The organism is Mucilaginibacter agri, from assembly GCF_009928685.1.
In the GTDB taxonomy this organism is placed as follows: Bacteria; Bacteroidota; Bacteroidia; order Sphingobacteriales; family Sphingobacteriaceae; genus Mucilaginibacter; species Mucilaginibacter agri.
On sequence record NZ_WWEO01000039.1, the window covers coordinates 1 to 24,568 of the forward strand.

At 43.9% G+C, this 24,568-nt stretch carries 19 protein-coding genes and 1 tRNA gene; 6 read left to right on the forward strand and 14 right to left on the reverse strand.

What is annotated here, in order from left to right; translation table 11 throughout:
* Position 1: 1 nt before the first annotated feature.
* The 3 genes from GSY63_RS04400 to GSY63_RS04410 all read right to left on the reverse strand — a co-directional run bounded on the left by GSY63_RS04400 (position 2) and on the right by GSY63_RS04410 (position 2,085).
* Positions 2-75 (reverse strand) — tRNA-Asp (locus GSY63_RS04400).
* 62 nt (positions 76-137) lie between these two features.
* Entirely contained in the window at positions 138-1,211 is a 1,074-nt protein-coding gene (gene prfA, locus GSY63_RS04405) for a peptide chain release factor 1 (protein ID WP_166584615.1), read from the reverse strand.
* Between the two features lie 112 nt (positions 1,212-1,323).
* A complete protein-coding gene (locus tag GSY63_RS04410) occupies positions 1,324-2,085 on the reverse strand; it encodes a UDP-2,3-diacylglucosamine diphosphatase (protein ID WP_166584616.1) in 762 nt (253 codons plus the stop codon).
* A gap of 114 nt (positions 2,086-2,199) precedes the next feature.
* On the opposite strand from GSY63_RS04410, the gene GSY63_RS04415 reads away from it, so the two are divergent.
* Positions 2,200-2,949 carry an SDR family NAD(P)-dependent oxidoreductase gene (locus tag GSY63_RS04415; protein ID WP_166584617.1) on the forward strand — a complete coding sequence of 250 codons (750 nt, stop codon included), beginning with the start codon at positions 2,200-2,202 and terminating at the stop codon, positions 2,947-2,949.
* On the opposite strand, the gene GSY63_RS04420 is transcribed toward GSY63_RS04415, so the two are convergent.
* The gene (locus GSY63_RS04420; RefSeq protein ID WP_166584618.1) at positions 2,946-4,505 is read right to left on the reverse strand and encodes a glycoside hydrolase family 10 protein; all 1,560 of its coding nucleotides are present in this window, start codon (positions 4,503-4,505) and stop codon (positions 2,946-2,948) included. The genes GSY63_RS04415 and GSY63_RS04420 overlap by 4 nt on opposite strands.
* A 277-nt stretch (positions 4,506-4,782) precedes the next feature.
* On the opposite strand from GSY63_RS04420, the gene GSY63_RS04425 reads away from it, so the two are divergent.
* Positions 4,783-5,700 (forward strand): hypothetical protein, encoded by a 918-nt coding sequence (locus GSY63_RS04425; protein ID WP_166584619.1) that lies wholly within the window; start codon positions 4,783-4,785, stop codon positions 5,698-5,700.
* Between the two features lie 423 nt (positions 5,701-6,123).
* Here the strand turns inward: GSY63_RS04425 and GSY63_RS04430 are convergent, their stop codons facing one another.
* The 4 genes from GSY63_RS04430 to GSY63_RS04445 form a co-directional block, all read right to left on the reverse strand.
* A complete protein-coding gene (locus GSY63_RS04430; protein ID WP_166584620.1) occupies positions 6,124-9,810 on the reverse strand; it encodes a sensor histidine kinase in 3,687 nt (1,228 codons plus the stop codon).
* A gap of 127 nt (positions 9,811-9,937) precedes the next feature.
* Positions 9,938-10,825, reverse strand: coding sequence for an ACP S-malonyltransferase (fabD, locus tag GSY63_RS04435; protein WP_166584621.1), 888 nt, complete (start codon positions 10,823-10,825; stop codon positions 9,938-9,940).
* A gap of 225 nt (positions 10,826-11,050) precedes the next feature.
* Positions 11,051-11,698, reverse strand: coding sequence for a GTP cyclohydrolase I FolE (gene folE, locus GSY63_RS04440; protein WP_166584622.1), 648 nt, complete (start codon positions 11,696-11,698; stop codon positions 11,051-11,053).
* Positions 11,699-11,706: 8 nt separating this feature from the next.
* Complete coding sequence (locus GSY63_RS04445) at positions 11,707-12,123, reverse strand: 6-pyruvoyl trahydropterin synthase family protein (protein WP_166584864.1); 417 nt, start codon at positions 12,121-12,123, stop codon at positions 11,707-11,709.
* A gap of 79 nt (positions 12,124-12,202) precedes the next feature.
* On the opposite strand from GSY63_RS04445, the gene mqnB reads away from it, so the two are divergent.
* Together mqnB and GSY63_RS04455 are read left to right on the forward strand one after the other, a co-directional pair.
* Positions 12,203-12,862 (forward strand): futalosine hydrolase, encoded by a 660-nt coding sequence (gene mqnB / locus GSY63_RS04450; RefSeq protein ID WP_166584623.1) that lies wholly within the window; start codon positions 12,203-12,205, stop codon positions 12,860-12,862.
* 43 nt (positions 12,863-12,905) lie between these two features.
* Complete coding sequence (locus tag GSY63_RS04455; RefSeq protein WP_166584624.1) at positions 12,906-13,757, forward strand: menaquinone biosynthesis family protein; 852 nt, start codon at positions 12,906-12,908, stop codon at positions 13,755-13,757.
* A gap of 227 nt (positions 13,758-13,984) precedes the next feature.
* Here the strand turns inward: GSY63_RS04455 and hflX are convergent, their stop codons facing one another.
* The 5 genes from hflX to GSY63_RS04480 all read right to left on the reverse strand — a co-directional run bounded on the left by hflX (position 13,985) and on the right by GSY63_RS04480 (position 18,959).
* Positions 13,985-15,169, reverse strand: coding sequence for a GTPase HflX (gene hflX, locus GSY63_RS04460; RefSeq protein WP_166584625.1), 1,185 nt, complete (start codon positions 15,167-15,169; stop codon positions 13,985-13,987).
* Between the two features lie 98 nt (positions 15,170-15,267).
* A complete protein-coding gene (gene trpC, locus GSY63_RS04465; RefSeq protein ID WP_166584626.1) occupies positions 15,268-16,077 on the reverse strand; it encodes an indole-3-glycerol phosphate synthase TrpC in 810 nt (269 codons plus the stop codon).
* 112 nt (positions 16,078-16,189) lie between these two features.
* On the reverse strand, positions 16,190-16,813 hold the full coding sequence (locus tag GSY63_RS04470) for an anthranilate synthase component II (RefSeq protein WP_166584627.1): 624 nt from the start codon (positions 16,811-16,813) through the stop codon (positions 16,190-16,192).
* A gap of 55 nt (positions 16,814-16,868) precedes the next feature.
* Positions 16,869-18,278 carry an anthranilate synthase component I family protein gene (locus tag GSY63_RS04475; RefSeq protein WP_166584628.1) on the reverse strand — a complete coding sequence of 470 codons (1,410 nt, stop codon included), beginning with the start codon at positions 18,276-18,278 and terminating at the stop codon, positions 16,869-16,871.
* A 234-nt stretch (positions 18,279-18,512) separates the two neighbouring features.
* On the reverse strand, positions 18,513-18,959 hold the full coding sequence (locus GSY63_RS04480; RefSeq protein WP_166584629.1) for a cytochrome B: 447 nt from the start codon (positions 18,957-18,959) through the stop codon (positions 18,513-18,515).
* Between the two features lie 150 nt (positions 18,960-19,109).
* Between GSY63_RS04480 and GSY63_RS04485 the strand changes: the two genes are divergently transcribed.
* On the forward strand, positions 19,110-22,220 hold the full coding sequence (locus GSY63_RS04485) for an amidohydrolase family protein (RefSeq protein WP_166584630.1): 3,111 nt from the start codon (positions 19,110-19,112) through the stop codon (positions 22,218-22,220).
* 19 nt (positions 22,221-22,239) lie between these two features.
* Positions 22,240-23,562 carry an amidohydrolase family protein gene (locus GSY63_RS04490; RefSeq protein ID WP_166584631.1) on the forward strand — a complete coding sequence of 441 codons (1,323 nt, stop codon included), beginning with the start codon at positions 22,240-22,242 and terminating at the stop codon, positions 23,560-23,562.
* 73 nt (positions 23,563-23,635) lie between these two features.
* On the opposite strand, the gene GSY63_RS04495 is transcribed toward GSY63_RS04490, so the two are convergent.
* Positions 23,636-24,460: a hypothetical protein gene (locus GSY63_RS04495; RefSeq protein ID WP_166584632.1), complete on the reverse strand. Its 825-nt coding sequence runs from the start codon at positions 24,458-24,460 to the stop codon at positions 23,636-23,638.
* Between the last annotated feature and the right edge of the window lie 108 nt (positions 24,461-24,568).

Genomic DNA, 24,568 nt, shown 5'->3' on the forward strand with positions numbered 1-24,568 from the left:
GCGGAATGGACGGGACTCGAACCCGCGACCCCATGCGTGACAGGCATGTATTCTAACCAGCTGAACTACCACTCCTCCCGTTTGGGAATGCAAATATAGGAATTCGATTTGCATTCCCGAAAATTATTTAAAAAAAGTTAGGCTACGGTACCTTCTTTAAGTTTCTCAGCATTCTCCGCAAACTGTAACGACTCCATAATCTCCTGTAAATCACCGTTCATAACGTTCGGTAGGTTGTATATGGTTAAGCCAATACGGTGCTCTGTTACACGGCCTTGCGGATAATTATAAGTACGAACTTTTGCCGAACGGTCGCCTGTTGACACCATGGTTTTGCGTTTTTTCGACACTTCTTCTAAATGTTTCTGCAATTCCATTTCGTAAACGCGCGAACGTAATACTTGTAAAGCCTTGTCGTAGTTCTTTAATTGAGACTTCTGATCCTGGCATTGGGCCACAATACCGGTAGGGATGTGGGTTAAACGTACGGCAGAGTAAGTGGTGTTAACCGACTGTCCACCGGGGCCAGAAGCACAGAATAAATCTTTACGGATATCGCTTACCTGCAGGTCGATGTCAAACTCGTCAACTTCTGGCAACACTACTACTGAGGCTGCAGAAGTATGCACTCTGCCCTGAGTTTCGGTATCAGGTACACGTTGTACGCGGTGAACGCCCGATTCATATTTTAGCGTACCGTAAGCGTCATCAGCCAGTACGTTAAGTACAACCTCTTTGTAACCACCGGATGTACCTTCGGTGTAGTCTACCAATTCGGTTTTCCAGCCACGGCGCTCGCAATAGCGCATATACATGCGGTAAAGGTCACCTGCAAAAAGAGCTGCCTCGTCGCCACCTGTACCACCGCGAATTTCGACGATAGCATGTTTAGCGTCTTCAGGATCTTTAGGGATCAGCATCACACGAATCTTTTCTTCCATTTCATCGCGCTGAACCAGTAATTCGTCCAACTCGATTTTCGCCATCTCGCGAAATTCCTCGTCCTTTTCAGTTGCGAGGATTTCCTTACTCGAATCGATATTACTCATGATGTTGCTATAAACATCATATTCATTTACAATGAGGGTAAGGTCTTTATATTCTTTACTCAGCTGGGCAAAACGTTTCATGTCGCTCATCGCATCGGGACTGCTCAACTCGCCTTCTACCGTTTTCCAACGCTGTTTTATCAGTTCTAATTTATCTAACATAGTTATTTCAGGATCTTATCTGGCAGTGCCTGCCAAAGGATTTGCAAAAGTACGGCTTTTCAGTTAGATATTAAACTGATGCCTAGTACTATCCGGTAAGCTTTACGTAAAATTATGGGTTGGATTCCTGCTTATAAGTATGCAGGGTAACATCGTTGCCATCAAATACGGCGTAAGTATCAGATTTAACCCATTCGCCCAGGTTTATATAGCGGCTTTTTTCGGTAAGCGGTATATCCATAGCCAAATGACGGTGCCCAAAAATCAGGTAGTCATAAAATTGGGTTTGCAGCACTTCGCGGCTGTAAACCAACAGCCATTCCTGCTCGTCAATGCGTCGTTTTTTATCCAAATCGCCTGCAACGCGGCTATGCTGCGACCAACGGTTGGCAATGCCTACGCCAAAGTTTGGGTGCAAACGTTCGAACAACCATTGGCAAACCCTGCTGCGAAAAAACTTTTTCAAAACCTTATATTTCGCATCGCCTGGGCCCAGGCCATCGCCATGGTGAAGGTAGAATTTTTTGCCACTACGCTCGATGATCAACTCATCGCTGATGATGGTTGCGCCCAGTTCCTTCTCAAAATAGCCAAACATCCACATATCGTGGTTGCCTTTAAACATAGTGAGTTTGATGCCCATGTCAGATAGTTCGGCCAGTTTGCCTAAAAATCGGATATAACCTTTAGGCACCACCGTGGCATATTCGAACCAAAAATCGAATATATCGCCAAGCAGATATAATTCGGAAGCATCTGCTTTAATCATGTCGAGCCAGCTAACAATCCTTTGCTCCTTTTCGCGGTGTGTTGCATAAGCGCCAGACCCGAGGTGGAAATCGGAGGCAAAGTATATTTTGTTACGTGTAGACATTCGGGGCTAAATTACAAGTATCTGTCGAAATGTAAGAATTCATTTTGTAGCACTGTTTTATAAATCTTGTAGCGCTTGGTTTTGTTGTATCCGAAAATTGGCGACATTAGCTTTATGTCGAAAACATACATCATCAGTGGCGCGGGTAGTGGTATTGGCCGCGCCATTGCGCAAAACATAGCTACGGGCGGTAACAGTTGTGTATTGCTTGGGCGTAATGAGGAGAGCTTGCAGCAGACCATCAAATTGCTAAATGGCGCGGGGCATCGGGTTTTAGTTGCAGACATTCGTGATAAAGCCGACCTGGCCGATGCCGCGGTAGAATTAGGGGATATTGCTATCACCGGCCTAATTGCCAATTCGGGCATTGGCGGCGAAAATTACTGGGGTGATAACGACCGCTGGGATGCTATTATAGATACCAACCTTACGGGTACATATAATTTTGTAAATACCTTTTTACCGAATTTGCGTGCGACGGGTGGCGACAAACATATTGTAATTACCTCTTCAGTATTAGCGCGCTTAGGCGTGCCAGATTATCCTGCATACTGCGCATCCAAGGCGGGCTTGCTGGGGCTGATGCGATCGTGGGCGGCGCAGTTTGCTAAAGAAAATATTCTGGTTAATGCCATTTGCCCTGGATGGGTTGATACTGATATGGCACAAAGCGGCCTGCAAAGCATTGCCAATAGCATTGGTATTACTAAGCAGGAATTTTACGACATAGCCATGCAAAGCGTACCGCTACGCCGCATGAGCCAGCCCGAAGAGGTGGCAGATATGGTACATTACCTCATTAACCAACGATCGGTAACCGGCCAGGCTTTAGACATTAACTGCGGTGCTGTAATGAATAGCTAAAGCAGCGGCACCGTTAAACTATAGGGTTCGGAGTGTTCGCTCTCGTTCTTAATTTTGTCTATCGCGGTTACTACGTAAATATACTTCTTGCCCTTCTGCGCGGTATTGTCTAACAATGTTGGCTCGTTGTTGTATTTGATGAATAATATCTTTGAGGCATCATCAATGTCGATCTTATCATCGGCGTTAAAGCGATAAATCACGTAACCAAATGTAGGCTCAAAATCTTTGGCTGGTGCTGGTGCCTGCCATGTTAACAACACACCTCTAGGGCCACTAACTGCCGTTAATTGCTGTGGAGCATTGGGGGCAATAGAATCGCGCCATAACATAGTTGGTGGTAGGGCCGGGTATTTATAAAGATCGCGTCGCAGAGTGTCGGTAAAGCCTAATAAGTTGCTCGTTAGCGAATTAGAACTAAAATATACACTTCCCTGTACGCGCGGGTTGTTACGTACATATCTTACCTGGTTGGGCAGCTCGCGCGGGTTCTTAAATGCCGGCGAACGTGGTTCGGCCATGCGGTAAGGTGCCTGGCCTATATATACATGGTGGCCGTTGGCATTGTTGCTCCACCAGTCTACCAGCTTGTCAAACGCGGCCGAGTGGTTACCAATTTGCCAGTAGATCTGCGGGTTAATATAATCTATCCAGCCTTCGCGGATCCATTTGCGGGTGTCGGCATAATTTTCTGTGTACGATGGGCCGCCATGTGTATCCGAACCTTCCACATCCTCGTCTTTATTGCGCCATACACCGCGCGGACTAACTCCCCATTTCATGTTGGGTTTGTATTTATGGATACTATCGCCCACCATTTTAATCAGCTTGTCAACATTGTCGCGTCGCCAGGCTTTAATGTCTGTAAAGCCTTCGCCGTACTGGGCAAATGCGTCCGAATCTTTGAGTGTTTGGCCGGCAATAAGGTAGGGATAAAAGTAATCGTCCATATGGATACCGTCTACATCATAATTTTTTACAATGTCTAATATTACCTGAACAATGTATTCGCGCACCTCTGGCAGGCCCGGGTTAAACAGTTTTTGTTCGCCGTATATAAAAAACCATTCGGGGTGAGTACGGGTAGGGTGGTTAGGCGCTATGTTAGTATAGTTATTATCAAATGTGGCGCGATAGGGATTAACCCATGCATGCAACTCCATGCCACGTTTGTGTGCTTCGGTAATGGCGAAATCAAGTGGATCGTAGAATGGTTCGGGGGCTTTACCTTGTTTACTGCTCAACCAGCGCGACCATGGCTCGCGGCTTTTAGCGTAAAATGCATCGGCAGCAGGGCGTACCTGAAACATTATGGCATTCATATTGCTCTGCTGATGGAAATCGAGTATGCGTAGAAGCTGCGCTTTTTGCTTTTCGGTAGTAAGGCCCACCGCGCTTGGCCAGTCGATATTAACCACTGTGGCTATCCACACTCCCCGAAATTCGCGCTTGGGAGCTTTGGGGGCGATACGCGCAGTTGTATCGGTTTGTGCATTAGCATTGGTGAAAAATATTGCTGTTAAGAGTATAAAAATCAAACTTTTGCTTGTACGCATTACTTACTTTTTTTTAGAGCTGCAAAGATATAGAAACTTTAAACAAAGGCGTTTTAGTATCAAATGCAATAAATTGATGTATTTTGTGTTTTAGCATTTAGTATTTATTTTTAAACTAAATACGCATTATGGGGTTTGTGTAATAGCAAAAAGCTGATAGCAGAACCTCAGTTAATTAAAATTTTGTATTATCGCAAACTGTTGATGCAACAGTTTGCGATGCAGATAACCAATTAATAAAACTGCATTAGCACATTTATCACTTAACGAAATACTTATGGAGAACCAATCGGGGCAAAACACCAATTCCAGAAAAAACTCGAACGTTATTTACTTTCTGATTGTGGTTGTAGTGGCTTTACTCGGTACAGATGTATATCTGTATTACCAAAAAAGAGGAACAGACGAAAAGATAGTATATCAGAACGACGAAAAGACGCGCCTGCAAACCGAACTCGACAGTCTGGAAGCACAAATTCAACAGGTGAATTCGAGCAAAACCAAATTATCTGCCGAAATGGTAGCTAAAAACGATTCGCTGCAAACCAAAATCAAATATTTACGCGTGCAGTTGGCTAAAGGCAAGCTAACCGCGGCTGAGTTAACAAAAGCACAGGAAGATGTTAAACAACTACGCTACTTTGTAACCAAATACACCGCAGACCTTGAGGAGTTGAAGAAACAAAATGTTACACTGACTACCGAAAGGGATACGCTCAAGAGTAATTTGGCCACCGTTAGCACCAAGGCTACTACGCTGGAAGAGCAGAACAAGGACTTGAGTACCAAAGTGCAGGTGGGCTCGGCGTTAAAGACTTCCAGCCTCTCTGCCGTATCATACAAGGTTAAAGACAATGGCAAAGAATCTACTAACGATAAAGCTAAAAACGTTAAGAAGTTAAAGATTAACTTTACTGTAGTTAACAATACTATTGCTACCCAAGGTATGCACGATATTTACGTACGGGTGATTGATCCGGCTGGTAATTTGATAACCCCGGGCGACTCAGGCACATTTAGTTCAGATGGCCAGGATCTGCAGTTTACCTACAAAACGTCTATCGAATACAAAAACGACGATACCGGTTATACTATCGACTGGGTTAACGCAACGCCATTTACTAAAGGTGCCTACACAGTTATATTGTATGCTGATGGCTTTACCATGGGTAAAACGACAGTTACTTTGAGATAAATTAAAAAGCAAATTATAACGAAAAGCCCGGCTGTATTGCAGCCGGGCTTTTTATTTTTTTGAAAGTGATAAAGTCTAAGATTTCGTTTTTCTGACGTGCGACACATCCGTGAGGTTTTGCCCTTTTTTAAGTGAAAGGTGCTCATACCCCCTGGTGTCCGGCCAGTAGTGGTAAACGGAAAATGCAAGTCCGCTGAGGGCTATCACCAGATAACCCGCCACAATAATGCGTTGAATCATAGCTTTTAAAAATTAATTAGGTCGAGCAATGTAACATGAAAATTACATAAATGCAATAGCTTCTTATACGGATTTAAAACTTTTTTGTTCGAATTCTAGAATAGAATGTTTTCTATGTTAAAATTGATACAAGCGAGGTGATACTAAAACCTGTTTTTTAGAGTGTAAATGACTTGTTAATAACTATTTAGCCTCTGCCTGGGGTAGGCTTAAATGGAATACTGTGCCCTCGTTGATCACGGTTTCGAACCACACTCTGCCACCGGCATTTTCGATAGAGTTTTTTACAAATGCAAGCCCAAGGCCGGTGCCCGAGCTTTTGGTTGTAAAGTTGGGTTCAAATATTTTGGTATGCAGGCTCTCTGGGATACCATTTCCATTGTCGCGCACATTGATTAGGATAGAGCGGCCTTCCATACTGTAATCGATATCAATAAGGCCCGGCCTGCCAGGGGGCATGGCTTCTATGGCATTTTTAAGCAGGTTATTAAAGCATCGCAATAGTTGATCGCGGTCGGCAATAATCATAAATGGCTCATCGGGCGGATAAAAATTGATGGTAATATTATCCATCTGTTTAAATATGGTAACTGCCTGATTAAGTAGCTCCATTACATCCATTTTTTGCATGCGGGTATCTGGCATCTTGGCAAAAGCCGAAAATTCTGATGCGATAGACGAAAGGCTTTCTATTTGCTCAACAAAAGATTTGCTGAAACGCTCGAACTTGGCATCAAACTTAGGGTCTTTATCCTTCCACGATTTCTCGAGTAATTGCAAACCAAGTTTTAAAGGCGTAAGCGGGTTTTTAATTTCGTGCGCCACCTGCTTGGCCATTTCGCGCCAGGCGCTTTCACGTTCTGATTGTGCCAGCCTGCTTGCACTATATTCAAGCGCAGCGATCATGTTATTATATTCCTTTACCAAAGACCCGATCTCATCATTTCGACGCCAGATGATAGGCTCATTTTTACGGCCGTAAATAGTTTTACTTAAGCTATGCTGTATAAAGCTGAGCGGGTTGGTAATTTGCCGCGCCACTAGTATCGCAAACAACCCGATAAAAATAAATATCAGTGCGTAAATGTTAATCATGGCGTTAAGCAAGGCGCCAATACGCTCGGTATATTCGGCTTCGTTTGAGAAGAAGGGTAATTGCAAAAAGGCTACTGTCTCGTTTTTAGTATTACGGATAGGGGCATAACCGGCAGTATATTTTAAGCCGCCTAACTGTTCATTATTTACCAGCTCCGATTTTTGCAGTTTGCTCATATACACATATGCCCGGGCATTCATACGGGGTTGCAGCAGGTGCAGTTGGTACAACTTGGGTTGTGTAGTGTAAAGCAGTACACCATCCTTATTAAATAGCGAGAGGTCGGTAGAGTATGCGTCGGCAAAGGCGTTAAAACTTACCTGGGTTTCGGGATTAAGCGGGCCGGTTTGATTGTCGATATGATTTTCAAAGGCCGATGCGATGCGGGTAATTCTGTCTGTTATGCTGTTAACCTGCTGCTCGTGATATTGGGCCGTTATGGAAATATAAGAGATGATGCCCACCATTAACAGGGTTACCACAACTGCAAATATCATCGAAAACTGAATGCGTGTTTTATAAAGGATACGATCGAAATTTACGCTGAAATTCCAATGTATATTGTTATCCTCAATTGTAATAAACCTGATCCGCTCTAACATCCATTTGGCCATTATGATAATGGAATTGAATATCAGCATCAACACAAAAAAGAAAGTTAGCGACGTAACGCCATATAGCAACGGGAATTCCTGCTTGCTAATCACAATCATTTTTCGCGGACTGGGTTTATATATCAGGTGGTTAAAGTGTGTATAAGATTTATACCAGGGCAGGTTGTTTTGAACAGTATTCTTAAACGAATAATCTTTCAAAGGGGCATTAAATTCATGATTAACCAGGTCATAAACATATTGTCCGCTTTGGCTTACGAGGTGATTATCGCTATAAAAAGCAAATGAATAGCCCTTAAACTCATTGGTGAGTTTAAGTTGTTCATCTACCAATAACTCGGGGAACGAATTGGTGTATTGTAGTGGTTTTGATTTTAGCGCAACCACAAATGTGCCCAGGTTTTTGCCATTGTGCTGCAGGGGTAACAAAGCAAAATAACTCTGGAAACCAAATGATTCGTTTTCACGATAAAAGTAATCAGACACCTTAAAGGCGCTGAAAACAACCATGTCTTTAAAGTTATCTAAGATATAAGTGTTGTCTGTCGATATAGATTTGCCCTGGTCATCAAACTCGTAGATCTTAAAATCATATTTGGAGAGGTAGCTATCAAAGTAAGTTTTCTGAAAGTGTGTGCGCAGGTAACTGCTGTTGCGCGTATTGTTCTCAAAATAGCTGATCAAAAATGGATCGGTAATAATTTGTTTCTCTACCTTTCTAAATATGAAGTCGGCGGTTTTATCGTCAGAGGCCTCGAGTTTTTTGATCAGCAACTTGCGGCTCTCGTGTTCGCGCTGAGTTTGAAACGCGTTTAGCTTAACCGATGCAATAAGCGCACATAATACCAACACCCCCAGAAACGATGCTGCATTTAGTTTGCCCTTTTTATACCAAACAACGTAGGCCCGGATACTTATAACCATGCCTGCCAATACGTAAAACAAGGTAAAGGGAGCAGATAAGCTGCTTATAAACGTAGCAATTGCAATGCCTGACCAAAGTAATAAAACCTTATGCCTAACCGGTACTTTAACCCCCTGGGCTATAACCAACAAAGTTTCGTCGATAAGGTTAAATATTAAAAAACAGAGGCATACCATAATAATACCAACCAGGCTATAGCCCGAAAGGTTGAGTACATTGCTTACATCAAAGTTTATTTTTGATGCCGTTACCATGGCGTAAAACAGATTTACAAAGAGCGTGAGGCCACCAAGCATTATCAATACGCAAGCAACGATAATGGCATAACCCACAGGCTTATTACGAACTATCCGTAACGACATTCTGTACCGGTACCTGTAAATGAAAGCTGCAAACCAACTTATCATAATTAAGTTGACGCAAAAATCGCCAAAAGTGGGTAGTAACGGGCCAGCCGAATAATACTGGGGATCGAAGAGGCCAAACTGTAACATAACACCTGGCCAATGCAAGCCAAGGTTGACAAATCTCATTATAATAATAAAGCCTGCAAGGGTAGCTATTGCAAGCGGCAGTTTGCCTTTTGCTGCTATGTAATGGCATAGCATGTGTATTAACATACATAAGAAAGCAAAGCTGAGCACCCACAGTATGGTAGCAAAAATGTAAAAACTATGGTTAGTGCGGTTTGGCTTGGTTTTTACAGAAAACAGGTATTGATGATCTATGCTGTGTACATAGTAAACATCTTTATCTGCAATATCTGCCAGCTCTAAGTTATTGTCGGTAGTGAGGCTTTCATCAAAAGTGTTTTGCAGGTACTTATTCTGCAGCTCGTAACTCCATTTTACGGGGATGTAGAATATAGCAGAAAAATTGCCCGATGTTTTACGAATAGCCTCATAATAACCATTGGGCTGTCTGATAAATGATCTGCCCTCTTTTATTTCCGTATTAGAATCTGGCAATACTTTTACGCCACTCCAAAAGGTTAAACGATTATTTAAGATGGTAGTGACCCAAAAACGGTTTTTCAGGGTTACCTCATTAATAAAAGTAAGCGCCTTTTGCTCGTCGGTAGCAAGTTTTTTTAGGTTGTCGAAACTTGTTGGGTTGGCTAATATTTTATTTACGTAAGCTTCCCGTTCGTTCAGCGTACGTTCAAGAGCACCGGCTGTTTGTTCGAGGTTGTTTTTTGGGGTATAGGTTTTCTGTACAACAATAGCTGTAAGCAAGAGGCTGGCACATATAAGGGCAAGCAGTAGGCGTATTTTAGCAAAAGCGGTCAAGAAAAAGGCAGTGTTGACTGGTAAATTTAATATAAAAAGTAAAAGCCACTTTAGTTTGTGGCTTTTAAATTTTTTATTGTGCTATAGTTGCGCTGCTGGTTGGTATGGCGCGGTCTACTTTTTTTACCAAACCTTGCAATACATTTCCAGGGCCGACTTCGGTAAATGAGGTAGCGCCATCTTCGAGCATGTGCTTAACAATCTGTGTCCAACGTACAGCCCCCGTTAATTGCAATATCAGGTTGCGTTTAATATGCTCCGGATCGGTGTATGGTTTGGCATCTATATTTTGGTAGATAGGGCATACCGGCGCTTTGATCTCTGTGGCTACAATTGCAGCTTCCAGCTCTACGCGTGCCGACTCCATTAATGGCGAGTGGAACGCGCCGCCAACGTTTAGCTTTAATGCGCGTTTTGCGCCTGCCTCTAACAGTAATTCGCAAGCTTTATCTACACCGGCAATAGTACCCGATATAACCAACTGCCCAGGGCAGTTATAATTAGCCGGCACAACAATATCGCTAACCCGGTGGCAAATATCCTCAACTGTAAAATCGTCCAAACCCAAAACCGCGGCCATGGTTGATGGTTGAATTTCGCAGGCTTTTTGCATAGCATTTGCACGGGCTGCTACCAAACGTAACCCGTCTTCGAAAGATAGTGCGCCCGCAGAAACCAAGGCAGAAAATTCGCCCAATGAGTGGCCCGCAACCATTTCTGGTTTAAAATCGTCGCCTAAAACGGTAGCCAATATTACCGAATGTAAAAATATAGCCGGTTGGGTAACGTTGGTTTGTTTCAGTTCTTCGTCGGTACCGCTAAACATAATGTCGGTAATACGGAAGCCTAGAATTTCGTTAGCTTTTTCAAATAATGAACGTGCTTGTTCAGACTGATCGTAAAGGTCTTTTCCCATGCCGATAAACTGGGCACCCTGACCGGGGAATATGTATGCTTTCAATTGTTTAGTTATTTGTTGATTGTGTTTATTGAGTTGATTAAGTTCAATTTGTCATTCCGGGGCAATCGGCAGAAGCTCCTTCTAAATCTCCCCCGGAAGGGGAGACTTCTGAAAGCCCTCTCCTCTGGAGAGGGGGTGGGTGAGGCTCTCAAAAATGCCTTGCAATGACGATATGCTTTTTCTGTCTCGATTCCTGATTCTCGATTCTTGACTCCAAAATTGAGCTTAGCTCAATTTTGATGATATCAAATTTAAAAACTCCGTTCTTGTTTTATCCATTAAAAATGCGCCTGTAAATGCCGAGGTGGTAGTTACCGAATTTTGTTTTTGTACCCCGCGCATGCTCATGCACAGGTGGCGGCACTCTATTACCACACCTACGCCAATAGGATTAAGCGTTTCCTGTATACAGTCGCGAATTTCGTTGGTTAACCTTTCCTGAACTTGCAGTCGACGCGCAAATACATCAACAATACGTGGTATTTTGCTTAACCCAACCACGTGCCCGTTAGGGATGTAGGCTATATGTGCTTTGCCGAAGAAAGGCAGCATATGGTGTTCGCACATCGAGTATACCTCAATGTCTTTCACTACCACCATTTGGCTGTACTCTTCTTTAAACATGGCCGATTTCAAAATTTCCTTAGCATCAAGGTCGTAACCGTGGGTAAGGTACATCAGCGCTTTGGCAACACGCTCGGGTGTTTTAAGCAAACCCTCACGCTCAGGGTTTTCGCCAATTTGTTTTAACACTTCATGATAGTGGCCACTAAGGCTTTCAATCAGTTCGGGGTTATAACGGTCTATTTTCTGGTATCCTTCAATGCCCGCGTCGCGGTCGGGAAGGTTGTCATCATCGTCGTGCTGGTGCATAATTAAAATTAATCGCCGAAGTATTCGGCAGAGTTATTTTCAGTTTCGAATAATCTAACAGAATGTAAAAAGACACCAGGATAAGCTTCAATAGGTGCTTTTAGTTGGTTGAAGATTCCGATGGTCAATAATTCGGTCGAAGCCATCTTACCGGCCATAAAAGGTACATCCAGGTTAATGTTTTTATGATCAAGCTTTTCGATCACATGCTCGTGGATAATCTCTTTAAGTTCTTTCAGGTCTATCAGGTAGCCGGTTGCATGTGTTACCTCGCCTTTTACAGTTACAAACAGGTTGTAATTGTGGCCATGCCAGTTAGGGTTGGCACATTTGCCAAACACTTCCTGGTTTTTCTCAGCGCTCCATTCCTCACGGTACATCCGGTGGGCGGCATTAAAATGCTCTTTGCGCGTTATATGTATCATCATAACTAATAATTGGTGCAAATATACAAAACAAATACAGGCAGGTTGTTTTATCTTAGTATTACAAAAACGCCAAGCCATGCACATACTGATAGTAGCCGCCACAGAAGCCGAGATAGGGTTGTTGAAAGAGAGTCAGGAATCAGGAATCAAGAATCAAGACGAAGGCGTCTCAGACCTCAAATCTCAAATCTCATATCTTATAACAGGCGTTGGCATGACAGCCACCGCTTATGCATTGGGTTGTCATCTGGCAAAAAATCATTACGACCTGGTTATCAATTTAGGAATCGCAGGCAGCTTTGATCGTAGTATTGCATTGGGAGAAGTGGTTGAAATTGTAGAAGATACCTTCTCTGAACTCGGCGCCGAAGACGACGATTGCTTTTTATCGTTAACCACTCTGGGCTTTGGCGAAATTACTTATAAGCCCAACGGACACCCGTTTTTAAATATTAAACAGGTTAAGGCGATAACTGTAAATAAAGTACATGGTAACGAAGATTCGATTGATAAAATAGTGGAGCGACTAAACCCGCAATTGGAAAGCATGGAAGGTGCCGCTGTGTTTTACGCCTGCCGCGAAGCGGGGGTGGCTTGCGTGCAAATCAGGGCTGTGTCAAATTATGTAGAAAAGCGCAACCGTGATGCCTGGAAGATAGGCTTAGCCGTTAAAAATCTGAATACATTTGCGGGGGAGATGTTGCGGGTTTTGGGCTCCCAGTTACCGGATGCCTAAATCACGCAACTCGCAACTGAACACACGTAACAACTAACTATCTATGAAATTAACACTCGGCTTTTCGCCATGCCCTAATGATACTTTTATTTTTGATGCCCTTATTCACCATAAAATTGATACCGAAGGTTTAGACTTTGAAGTGTTTTATGATGATGTAGAAACCCTTAATCAGAAAGCCTTCCGCGGCGAACTGGATATCACCAAACTAAGCTACCATGCATTTGCTTATATGGTAAACCAATACGCGTTATTGGATGCCGGCAGCGCCTTAGGTTTTGGTGTTGGCCCTATGTTGATTTGTAAAGGTGATCCGGAAGAATTGCGTGAGCGACTAAAAACTGAGGGTACAAGTGTAAAAATTGGTATCCCGGGTAAATATACTACCGCTAATTTTTTGCTGGGCCTAGCTTTCCCGGAAGCTACTAATAAAGAAGAAATTGTTTTCTCCGGAATTGAAGACGCCGTATTAGATGGCACAATAGATGTGGGCTTGATCATCCACGAAAACCGTTTTACTTACCAGGATAAAGGCCTGAAAAAGATCATTGATCTGGGTGATTACTGGGAAAAGGAAACTGGCTGTGCAATACCCCTTGGTGGCATTGTGGTTAATCGCAAACTTCCTTTAGATATTCAGCATAAAGTAAACCGGTTGATCCGCAAATCGGTTGAGTTTGCTTTTGCCAACCCAAAGTCGGGGCTGGAATTCATCCGCTCGCACGCACAGGAAATGAGCGAAGAAGTGATGTATAAGCATATCGAACTGTACGTAAACAAATACTCGGTTGATTTGGGTGAGGAGGGACGAAAAGCTATTCAATTGATGTTTGATACGGCTAAGGAGAAAGGGATTATACCTGAGATAACAAACGATATATTCGTGGCCCCCTAACCCCCTAAAGGGGGAGCAGAAGTTGCATTCCCTGTTGTCATTCAGAGCGCCAGCGAAGAATCTTCTTCAATAGAAAAGTAAGATTTGCTTAGCGTAGAACTACTTGGCGCAGAAGATTCTTCGCTGGCGCTCTAAATGACAGCTTTTACATAAAAAGAGAAAGGCGATTGCATCACAATCGCCTTTCTCTTTTTTATTTCCACTCCCCCTTTAGGGGGCTGGGGGGCTTAATATAGCAAGTGATCATAAGGATACCTTACGCTGTGTATAGCCAAAATATGGTCATACAATAGCTTGCGGAACTCGTCAACATTTTCCTTTAACAAAGCCGAAATAAAGATAGCCGGACTGTTGTTACTACCCATCCAGCTGTTTTTAAATTCTTCTAAGGTCAGCACGTGAGCTTCGTCGCCGGGATGGTTTTGTACGGGTTGATAAGCATCGATCTTGTTAAAAACAGTGATCATTTGTTTGTCAATTGCGCCCAGTTCCTTTAGCGTTTCGTTTACAGTACGAATCTGGTCTTCGAAGTTGGGATGCGAAACATCCACCACGTGAACCAGGATATCTGCTTCACGAACTTCATCCAGGGTCGATTTAAAACACTCTACCAAATGGTGAGGTAGCTTGCGGATAAACCCTACAGTGTCTGATAACAGAAAAGGCAGGTTTTCGATCACCACCTTTCGTACCGTCGTGTCAAGCGTTGCAAACAACTTATTTTCGGCAAAAACATCCGATTTAGAGATCATGTTCATAATGGTTGATTTACCAACGTTGGTATATCCCACTAATGCCACGCGCACCATCTGATTTCGGTTTTTGCGCTGAGTTTCGTTCTGGCGATCTATCAATTTCAGTTTGTCTTTCAACAAAGAGATCTTGTTCAGGATCAAACGTCTATCCGTTTCAATTTGCGACTCACCCGGTCCACGCATACCGATACCACCCTTTTGGCGCTCTAAGTGAGTCCATAAGCGGGTTAATCGTGGTAATAAATATTGCAATTGGGCCAATTCTACCTGTGTTTTCGCCTGTGCGGTTTGCGCGCGCCCGGCAAATATGTCGAGGATGAGGTTATTACGGTCGAGGATCTTAACACCCAGTTCGCGTTCAATATTACGTAGTTGCGATGGCGAAAGTTCGTCATCAAAAACAACCATATCAATTTCTTCTGCGGTAACGTATTCTTTTATTTCTTCCAGCTTCCCCGTACCCACAAATGTGGCGCGCTCTGGCCTTTGCAGCTTTTGGGTAAACCATTTCACGGTTTCTCCACCGGCGGTCTCCACCAAAAATTGCAATTCTTCTAAGTATTCTTTTTGCTGCTCGTCGGTTACGTTGGGCGTAACTACACCCACCAACACAGCTTTTTCCTGCTTCACAGCAGTATCATAAAATTTTTGCTTCATTAATATAAATATAACAATACAAATGCCAAATCGCCCTAACTAAGCCCCCTAACCCCCTGAAGGGGGAATAAAAGCAATAAGCAGTAACTTTGTCATGTTTAGGCTCCCCCTTTAGGGGGCTGGGGGGCAAATTGTTTCACAAACTCCGCCATAGCCTTACCCGGATTCTCCTCTTTCATAAAATTTTCGCCGATAAGGAACCCGTTATAGCCGGCTTGCTTTAAATCTTTAATTACCTGCGTGTTGCTGATGGCGCTTTCAGAAACCTTGGTAAACTCCGCCGGAATGTGTTCGGCCAGTTTAAACGAGGTTTCTACTGAAACCGTAAAATCAGCCAGGTTACGGTTGTTTACACCGATGGCGCTCAGGTTAGGATCTATGCTGCGTTGCAATTCTTCGAGGTTATGCACTTCGAGCAGTACGCTAAGACCCAAACTTTTGGCTAGGGCTGCGTACTGTTTAATTTGCGCTGGCGTAAGTATCGCGGCTATTAATAAGATAATATCTGCACCTATCGACTTGGCTTCCAAAATCTGGTATTCGTCGATCATGAAATCCTTGCGCAGCAGAGGAATGTTGTTCACCTTGCGCGCAGCCTGCAAATCATCCTCATGCCCCATAAAAAAATCATGGTCTGTTAACACTGATAGTGCAGAAGCCCCCGCAGCGTTATAGCCCGTGGTTACCTCTTCAACGCTTACCTTATCGTTAATAACGCCTTTCGATGGCGACTTGCGCTTAAACTCGGCAATAATGCCAGTACGTGTAGGATTAAGCAAAAAGTCGTTCAATGCATAAGTTTCACGTCCGAATAGCGGCGACGCTTCTAATTGTTGTATCGAGCGAAGTGCCTTTGCGGCCTCTACCTCTGTTTTTTTACGAGCGACTATTTTATCAAGTATGTTCATAACTATCTATTGTGTCATTGCGAGGAACGAAGCAATCTCGTAGCCATCAGATCGTAGGTGCCTACGACGAGATTGCCACGCTATCGCTCGCAATGACAAATTGGGTTTTACATTATCCTCTCAACCAGTTCTGCAACATCTCCTTGCCATACTCTGTCAGCACCGACTCCGGGTGAAACTGTACGCCGCGAACATCGTAATCTTTATGGCGCAGAGCCATGATGGATTGATCTTTTTCGTCGATGGCGGTAACAACCAGTTCAGCCGGCAAATCCTTGGGTGCTACTACCCACGAGTGGTAACGCCCAACATTGATGTGCTCTGGCAGGTCGATAAATAACTTCTCTGTTGCATCGGTTACCTTAATAGGGGTGGCGATGCCATGCATTGGCCGGCTCAGGTTATGCAGTGAACCTCCAAATGCTTCCGCAATAGCCTGCTGACCTAGGCACACGCCAAAGATACTTTTCTCCGGTGCATATTTTTTAATCACATCCAAAAGCAACCCAGCTTCGGAGGGAATCCCCGGGCCGGGTGATAGGATGATCTTATCAAACTGTGCTACGTCTTCCAATTTAAATTGGTCATTTCTCCAAACCTCGCATTCCAGGCCAAGTTCGTTAACCAAATGCACCAGGTTATAGGTGAAGGAATCGTAGTTGTCTATTATTAGAATACCCCCCGAGCCCCTGAAGGGGGGGGTAGCGTTTCCTTTGTTTATATCTTGATTTTCCATTTTAGCTTTTCTTTTTAAATTCCCTCTCCTTTAGGAGAGGGTTAGCGTGAGGCTTCTACAGTTCTTCTGCCAGCACTAATGCTTTGTGCAGTGCCGCAATTTTATTACCAACTTCATTCAATTCCATTTCGGCTACCGAGTCGGCTACAATGCCGGCGCCAGCCTGGTAGTGCAGGGTATTATTCTTGCTTAAAAACGACCGGATCATAATAGCATGGTTGAAATCGCCGTTAAAGCCGATAAAGCCAATAGCCCCGCTGTAAAAACTGCGTTTGATGTTTTCATTTTCGTCGATGATTTCCATCGCACGGAATTTGGGTGCGCCGCTCAGTGTTCCAGCAGGGAAGGTATCGGCTACAATTTTGAAAGATGATACTCCATCGTGCAATTTTCCGGTTACATGCGACACCAAATGAATTACATGCGAATAGTACTGCACTTCTTTAAATGCCTTAACCGTTACATTGGTACAATGGCGGCTCAGATCATTGCGGGCAAGGTCTACCAACATTACGTGCTCGGCTGATTCTTTAGGGTCGTTTTCGAGGTTGCGGGCAATGGCAGCATCTTTCTCATCGTCGCCGGTGCGTTTAAACGTGCCTGCAATAGGGTATATACTTGCCACTCGGTTTTTAATGGTAATCTGCGCCTCTGGCGATGAACCGAAGATGCGGAAATCGCCATAGTCAAAATAAAACAGGTAAGGCGAAGGGTTGATAGAACGTAACGCACGGTAAACATTAAACTCATCGCCGGTAAAAGTGCGGGAAAATGCCCGCGATGGCACGATCTGGAATACATCTCCACGGAAAATATGCTGCTTCATCTTTTCTACCGTGTCCATAAATTGTTGGTCGGTAAGATTGGATTGTTCTTCGCTTTGTAACTGGAAGTGATACTCCGGGAAGTTTTTATTTTTAATGAGGTATTCTATCTTCTCAAGGCCATCCGCGGCGGTGTCACCCTCGGGTTGGTTGTTGAAAATATACAGTTCGTTTTTAAAGTGGTCTATCGCAATAATATACTTATAGATATGGTATTGCATTTCGGGTATCTGGCGGTAGTTGTTCTCATCCTTTTTAAGGTGGATGGTTTCAAAATGCTCCACTGCCTCATGGGTAAAGTAGCCAAACAAACCGTTTGAGATTATCTTTAGGCACACGCTGTTGGTTTCAAAATCTTTTAAAAAGCTATCGACCTCGTTTACCAGTTCAAATTGCCCTGCCTCAAGCGTTTGTTGGGTGCCGTTGGGATATTTCTTTTTAAGCTGGCCGTTGGATAATACCAGCCCGGCAATTGGTTCGCAGCATACATAGCTCATGCTGTTTTCGCGGCTGTGGTAGTCCGAGCTTTCCAGCAACAGCGAGTTGGGGAAAACATCGCGCAATCTTAAAAAGATGCTTACCGGCGTGGTAGTGTCGGCCAGTAGCTTTTTGTAAGTTGTGTGTATGATTTGCTTGTTCATTGTGTTGTTTTTCAGAATATTTTAAAATAAAAAACCCGGCAAAGGGTGTTGCCGGGTCAATATCAGGTTTACAATTGTTTAGTAAAGTCTAATCAATAATCTCCTCCGGCTACCATAGTTGTTTGGCGCCACCAGCTTTTGGTTATAGAGTTGATTTTGATCATGTTTGGGAAACAAATATTACATAATTATTTGAATGCGCAAATTATTTTGTTAAAATAATGTTAAATATTTTTAGGCCGATATCCCAAAAAACGGACGGTGGCTTTGCGCAATAGCTACTACTATAATAATAACTGCTAGTATATAAAATATAGCAATGGCCTTGTGCTTAGCTTCAGGGGCATTTGCACGTTTAGATTTGGCATGGCCGATGGTAATAATCACCAGCGCAACAATCATCATGGTAATGTGTTCAACCGTCCAGTAACGGGTGGTGCTGTCTTTCATGGTGGTGGCGCCAAACTGTACAAACGGACTTAAAAAATAAAGCACTAAACCAATCAATAATTGGGTGTGTGCCGATATCATAGCGAACAAATTTACTTTTCTGTTGCCTTCTGTATATCTTCTGCGGCCAAACCAACCAGCTAACGACTGTAAAATGGCTAATATTAAAAGGATTACCACAATAAACCTTAGTCCGGAGTGCAGGTATTTGAAAATACTGTAGGCGTTCATGTCTTTAAATTTAAATTTTGCGAAGATAACATTAAATCAGCGGTCTAAAATCTTAAAATACGATGTAACAAATGTATGATTAAGGTAATATTATGGCTTTTTGACTAAAATGTTAAATAAATTAGGACGATTAAACTCAACTAAACGCAAATGAAAAAAATTTTACTTTTTTGTTTTGCCCTTTTGGTCGTTCAACTCTCGCACGCGCAGGAAACCTATCCTGTTAATGGTGCATGGGACGTTAGACCGGGGCAATTTGCCTTTACTAATGCCACAATTGTGGTTAGTAGCGGGCAAACATTAACCAATGCCACCCTGCTTATTAAAGACAGGGTTATAGAAGCCGTTGGTGCAGGTATCACAGTTCCTAAAGGTTACGTAACAGTCGACCTTAAAGGCAAGTACATTTATCCAGGCCTTGTAGATGCTTACAGCACTTACGGTATGCCAGATGCGCCACGCCAAACTGCTGCCTTTAACTTTGGCGGCCCGCGTGTATCGGTTCCGGTATCTACCAAACCAGGCGCTTTCGGTTGGAACGAAGCTATTCGTCCCGACGTTAATGCCAAAACTATTTTCCATGTAAATGCCACTGCTGCCGAAGATTTAAAACGTAACGGTTTTACAGCCGTGAACACTTTGATTCGCGACGGTATTGCACGCGGAACTTCTTCTGTAGTATCCTTAGGCGACGAGCGCGACAACCTGGTTTTTATTGAAGATCAGGCAAGCGCCAACTATTCGTTTACAAAGGGTACTGCTGCTACCAACTATCCATCGTCATTAATGGGTACTATCGCGTTAATTCGCCAAACTTACCTGGATGCCGCATGGTACAAAACTCAAAAAACAGAGTACAACATCTCTTTAAACGAGTTTAACCGTACACAAGCTTTGCCTCAGGTATTTGAGGTGAGCGATTTGCAAAGCATCTTACGTGCCGATAAAATCGCTAAAGAATTCGGTAAGCAATATATCCTTAAATCGGATGGTAAAGAGTACCAAAATATTGCCGCGGTAAAAGCTACAGGCAGTAGCTTTATTATCCCGCTTACTTTCCCTGCACCGTTTGATGTGGAAGATCCTTTGGATGCCCGCAGCATATCTTACGAGCAATTGAAAGATTGGGAACTGGCTCCAACCAACCCTGCAGCTTTAGAAAAAGCAGGTGTTAAGTTTGCCATTACCTCTTATGGCTTAACTACCTCTAAAGATTTCTGGACTAACCTGCGCGCTGCTATTACCGCCGGTTTAACCGAGAAACAAGCTTTAATGGCTTTGACCGAAACTCCTGCCGAAATGCTTGGCGTGGCCGATAAAGTAGGCACCCTGACTAAAGGCAAACTAGCAAACTTTATTATTACTTCTGATGAGCTTTTCAAAGCTGACAATGTAATTTATGAGAGCTGGGTGGAAGGCCGCAAGTTTGTTGACAACAAAATGGACGTTAGCGACCTGCGCGGAACGTATACACTTAATGGTGGCCCGCTATCAAACGCAAGTTTAGCTATTAGCGGTACTCCGGGCACTTATAGCGTTGCTGTTGGCCGTTCGGCTACTGATAGCGTGCGCTCACCGGGTACTATTACCCGCACAGGCGATCTGGTTAGTTTTTACTTTAACCAGCGCCCCTCCGGTATTGTACGTTTAAGCGGTTACATTTCATCTATGTCGCCTGTTACCTTAAGTGGTACTGGTACTGCACCAGATGGCACCGAGTTTAAATGGACTGCCGCTTACACCGGCCCGGCGCCAGCTGCTACAGGCGGCCCGGCTATGGCTCGCGGTGGTCAGGGTGGCCCGGGTGGCGCAACTCGTCCGGCTGGCCCTGTTGGCCCGGTAGTTTATCCGTTTGCTGCTTACGGTTTTGTTGAGGTACCTAAAGCCGAAACAACACTGTTTAAAAACGCTACGGTTTGGACTAACGAAAAAGATGGTATCTTAACCAATACCGACGTTTTAATTGAAAACGGAAAAATCAAAGCTATCGGTAAAAACCTACCTGCAGGCTCAGCCAAAGTAGTAGATGCTACCGGCAAACACCTGGCACCAGGTATTATAGATGAGCACTCGCACATTGCAGCTACAGGCGGCATTAACGAAGGTACCCAGGCGGTAACCTCTGAAGTGCGCATTGGCGATGTGTTAGATGCTACAGACGTAAACATATACCGCCAATTAGCTGGTGGTGTTACCATCTCGCACATTCTGCACGGTTCGGCTAACCCTATCGGCGGACAAACTTATATTATGAAACACCGCTGGGGCGTTACGCCAGAGCAAATGAAGTTTGAAGGCGCCCCGCAGTTTATCAAATTTGCGCTGGGCGAAAACGTTAAACAAAGTAACTCAACTCAGCAATTTGGCAACCCTAACATTCGTTTCCCGCAAACCCGTATGGGCGTTGAGCAGGTTTATGTAGATGCCTTTACCCGTGCAAAAGAATACAAAGCCGCACGCGCTGTAAAAGGTAACAACGTACGCCGCGATTTAGAGCTGGAAGCCTTGGCCGAGATTTTGGATGATACCCGCCACATTACCTGCCACTCTTACGTTCAGTCAGAAATTAACATGCTGATGCATGTGGCAGATAGCCTGGGCTTCAAGATCAATACCTTTACGCACATTTTAGAGGGTTACAAAGTTGCTGATAAAATGAAAGCTCGTGGTATTGCTGCTTCTACTTTCTCAGACTGGTGGGCTTACAAAATGGAGGTGCAGGATGCTATCCCTTATAATGCCAACATCATGAATTCTGAAGGCTTAACTGTTGCAATTAACTCTGATGATGCCGAGATGGCCCGCCGCCTTAACCAGGAAGCTGGTAAATCAGTTACTTATGGTAAAATGAGCGAAGAGAGCGCTCTAAAACTGGTAACCCTTAATCCAGCTAAAATGCTGCACATTGATAACCGTGTAGGCAGTATCAAAGTTGGTAAAGATGCCGACGTGGTATTATGGTCAGCAGATCCACTTTCTATTTACGCTGTAGCCGAGAAAACTTATGTTGATGGTGTGCCTTACTGGGATTATGATAAAGACGCTGCACGCCAGAAAGAAATGAAAGCAGAAGAAGGCCGCATTATTCAAAAAATGCTGCAGGCTAAAAATGCAGGCTCTGCAACACAACGTGCGGGAGCACCACGTCGCCGCCAGTTATATACTTGCGACGATGTTGAAGATGCTGCTTACGTAGTAGCAGATTCATACAATGGTTTAGCACAGGATGCAGGTCAGCAATCAGCTCAAAATAAAAAGTAATCCTTACACAGTTTCAATCATGAAAAAGAAAATATTATTAGGTTTTGGAGGATTGCTGTTAAGTTCGGTCCTCGCATTTGGGCAGGAGACCATGTCGCCAGCCAAACCTCAAAGCGGCCCCATTGTAATTACTGGTGCCACTATACATATCGGTAACGGAACCGTAATTAAAAACGGTTACGTTGCTTTTGACAAAGGAAAAATTACCGCAGTAGGCGAGGGCGCCGCCCCTTCTGTTGCAGGTGCTACCGTAGTAGATGCCGGCGGTAAACAAGTATACCCTGGCTTTATTTGCCCGGTTACTACTTTAGGTTTAGTGGAGATAGAAGAAGGCGCTCGCGGTACGGTTGATGATACCGAAACCGGCGAACTGAACCCGCATGTGCGCTCGCTGATCGCATTTAACACAGATTCTAAAGTAATCCCTACCGTACGTTCAAACGGTATCGTATTGGCGCAACCAACTCCCGAAGGTGGTGGTATCTCAGGTGAGTCATCAGTTATGATGCTGGATGGCTGGAACTGGGAAGATGCAGCTTATAAAAAAGATATCGCTATCCACCTGACCTGGCCTGTTGCCCGTGCTGCTGGTCGTGGCCGCCGGGCGTTTGCTGCACCGGGTGCTACGCAGGAGTCACCTGCAGAGCGAGCTCAAAAACAAATTGATGCTTTTACCAACCTGTTTGCGGAAGCACAAGGATATGCAACCGGTGGTAAACCTGCGGTACATAACCTCCGCTTAGATGCAATGGCCGGTTTGTTTAACGGCACTAAAAAACTGTTCATCAATGCCGATGGCGCTAAGGAAATTGCACAGGCAGTAGCTTTTGCCAAAAAGTTCAATATCTCTGCTGTAATTGTAGGTGGTAAAGAATCTTATTTGGTAACCGATCTGTTGAAGCAAAACAACGTGCCGGTTATTCTGAAAGAAACTCAATCGCTGCCAGATAAAGATGAGGATGATGTTTACCTGCCATACAAATTGCCGCATATATTACAGGATGCAGGTGTAACTTATGGCTTAACAGGTATCGGTTTTTGGCGTCAGCGTAACCTGCCTTTCGAGGCTGGCGAAGCTGTTGGCTACGGACTAACCAAAGAGCAAGCCTTATCGATGATCACTATTAACAATGCCAAAATTTTAGGCATCGATAAAACCACAGGTACTTTAGAAGTTGGTAAAGATGCTAACCTGTTTGTATCAAACGGCGATGCCTTAGATATGCTAGGCTTAGATGTTACCAACGAGTACATCCAGGGCCGCACCATCGACCTGAACAACAAACACAAACAACTCTACAAAAAATTCAGTGATAAACTGGGAACCCCGGTTAAGCTGTAAGCTTTGTGATTTTTATGAGAAAGGCTCCCGGTATACCGGGAGCCTTTCTTTTTTTGGAGGTGTCTAAAACCGATTATCTGCCGTAAATAGGTGTTCGTTTAGCCAGATAAGACAGCGTTACTTTATAAGCATCCACCCCCGGCCAAAAAGCCTGGTGATCTTTGCTGAATACTTTGCTGCCGTGTTCGTCGTACACGTTCATTACAATACTTGTAGTGTAATTGTCGTAAGAGTTTGAGTAGTTAGATCCGTAAACGGTAGTTTTATCTTTTGATCCCGAAGTTGTTGTTTTTGCCGTGGCACTTCCGCTCCCTGTTGTGGTTGATGAGGTTCGGTTTAATGTCACTACGCCATTTACTACGAATTCTACACCCAGTATCTGGCAAATCTCGTCCATCGTATGGCCTTTTATAGTTTGATTGTTAATGTTGTTTTTAAACAAAAGTGCATTGGTTGTAGATGGGTCCTGAAATTTAAGGGTAACAGCCTTTTGGGAAAAAGCATCAAAGCAATCGCTTTGTATCTTGATCTGCATATCCTCTGCTCCGGCCATGCCGTCGCGTATGAGGCCGAAAGGCAAAATCGCCACCTGGTTATGGCTGTCTACCGCGGCGGCCTGCGCGGGTGTTTGGTTTGCGGGTTTATTAGGTTGGTTAAATATCTCCACCCGGCCACTTGCAAATGTTACCCGAAAGATGTCGGCCTTGCTAACGGTATATACTAATGTCTCTCCTTTATAAACAAATTTGATGCTGGAATCATCTATCGCGGTTATTTTTCCAACCATTTCGTCGCCGCTGGTTTTCAGTATTACATCATAGTTTTCTGCCTTGGTTTGTGCAAAGGTTTTGCAGATGGAGATCAGCACAATTAAACAAATGGTTAATGCTCGTTTCATAGGTGAAAGTGTTAGAGGATTCTACTAAGCACAATATAAAAATTCAATCCAAAATACGCAAAGGGCCGTAAATCATATAGTTATAGCTTTTCTGCGTAAAATATGTTA

Bases quoted from the DNA above. Each gene is read 5' to 3' on its own strand.
- prfA (WP_166584615.1), bottom strand. From the start codon at position 1,211: ATGTTAGATAAATTAGAACTGATAAAACAGCGTTGGAAAACGGTAGAA.
- GSY63_RS04410 (WP_166584616.1), bottom strand. From the start codon at position 2,085: ATGTCTACACGTAACAAAATATACTTTGCCTCCGATTTCCACCTCGGG.
- GSY63_RS04415 (WP_166584617.1), top strand. From the start codon at position 2,200: ATGTCGAAAACATACATCATCAGTGGCGCGGGTAGTGGTATTGGCCGC.
- GSY63_RS04420 (WP_166584618.1), bottom strand. From the start codon at position 4,505: ATGCGTACAAGCAAAAGTTTGATTTTTATACTCTTAACAGCAATATTT.
- GSY63_RS04425 (WP_166584619.1), top strand. From the start codon at position 4,783: ATGGAGAACCAATCGGGGCAAAACACCAATTCCAGAAAAAACTCGAAC.
- folE (WP_166584622.1), bottom strand. From the start codon at position 11,698: ATGCACCAGCACGACGATGATGACAACCTTCCCGACCGCGACGCGGGC.
- GSY63_RS04445 (WP_166584864.1), bottom strand. From the start codon at position 12,123: ATGATACATATAACGCGCAAAGAGCATTTTAATGCCGCCCACCGGATG.
- mqnB (WP_166584623.1), top strand. From the start codon at position 12,203: ATGCACATACTGATAGTAGCCGCCACAGAAGCCGAGATAGGGTTGTTG.
- GSY63_RS04455 (WP_166584624.1), top strand. From the start codon at position 12,906: ATGAAATTAACACTCGGCTTTTCGCCATGCCCTAATGATACTTTTATT.
- hflX (WP_166584625.1), bottom strand. From the start codon at position 15,169: ATGAAGCAAAAATTTTATGATACTGCTGTGAAGCAGGAAAAAGCTGTG.
- trpC (WP_166584626.1), bottom strand. From the start codon at position 16,077: ATGAACATACTTGATAAAATAGTCGCTCGTAAAAAAACAGAGGTAGAG.
- GSY63_RS04470 (WP_166584627.1), bottom strand. From the start codon at position 16,813: ATGGAAAATCAAGATATAAACAAAGGAAACGCTACCCCCCCCTTCAGG.
- GSY63_RS04475 (WP_166584628.1), bottom strand. From the start codon at position 18,278: ATGAACAAGCAAATCATACACACAACTTACAAAAAGCTACTGGCCGAC.
- GSY63_RS04480 (WP_166584629.1), bottom strand. From the start codon at position 18,959: ATGAACGCCTACAGTATTTTCAAATACCTGCACTCCGGACTAAGGTTT.
- GSY63_RS04485 (WP_166584630.1), top strand. From the start codon at position 19,110: ATGAAAAAAATTTTACTTTTTTGTTTTGCCCTTTTGGTCGTTCAACTC.
- GSY63_RS04490 (WP_166584631.1), top strand. From the start codon at position 22,240: ATGAAAAAGAAAATATTATTAGGTTTTGGAGGATTGCTGTTAAGTTCG.
- GSY63_RS04495 (WP_166584632.1), bottom strand. From the start codon at position 24,460: ATGAAACGAGCATTAACCATTTGTTTAATTGTGCTGATCTCCATCTGC.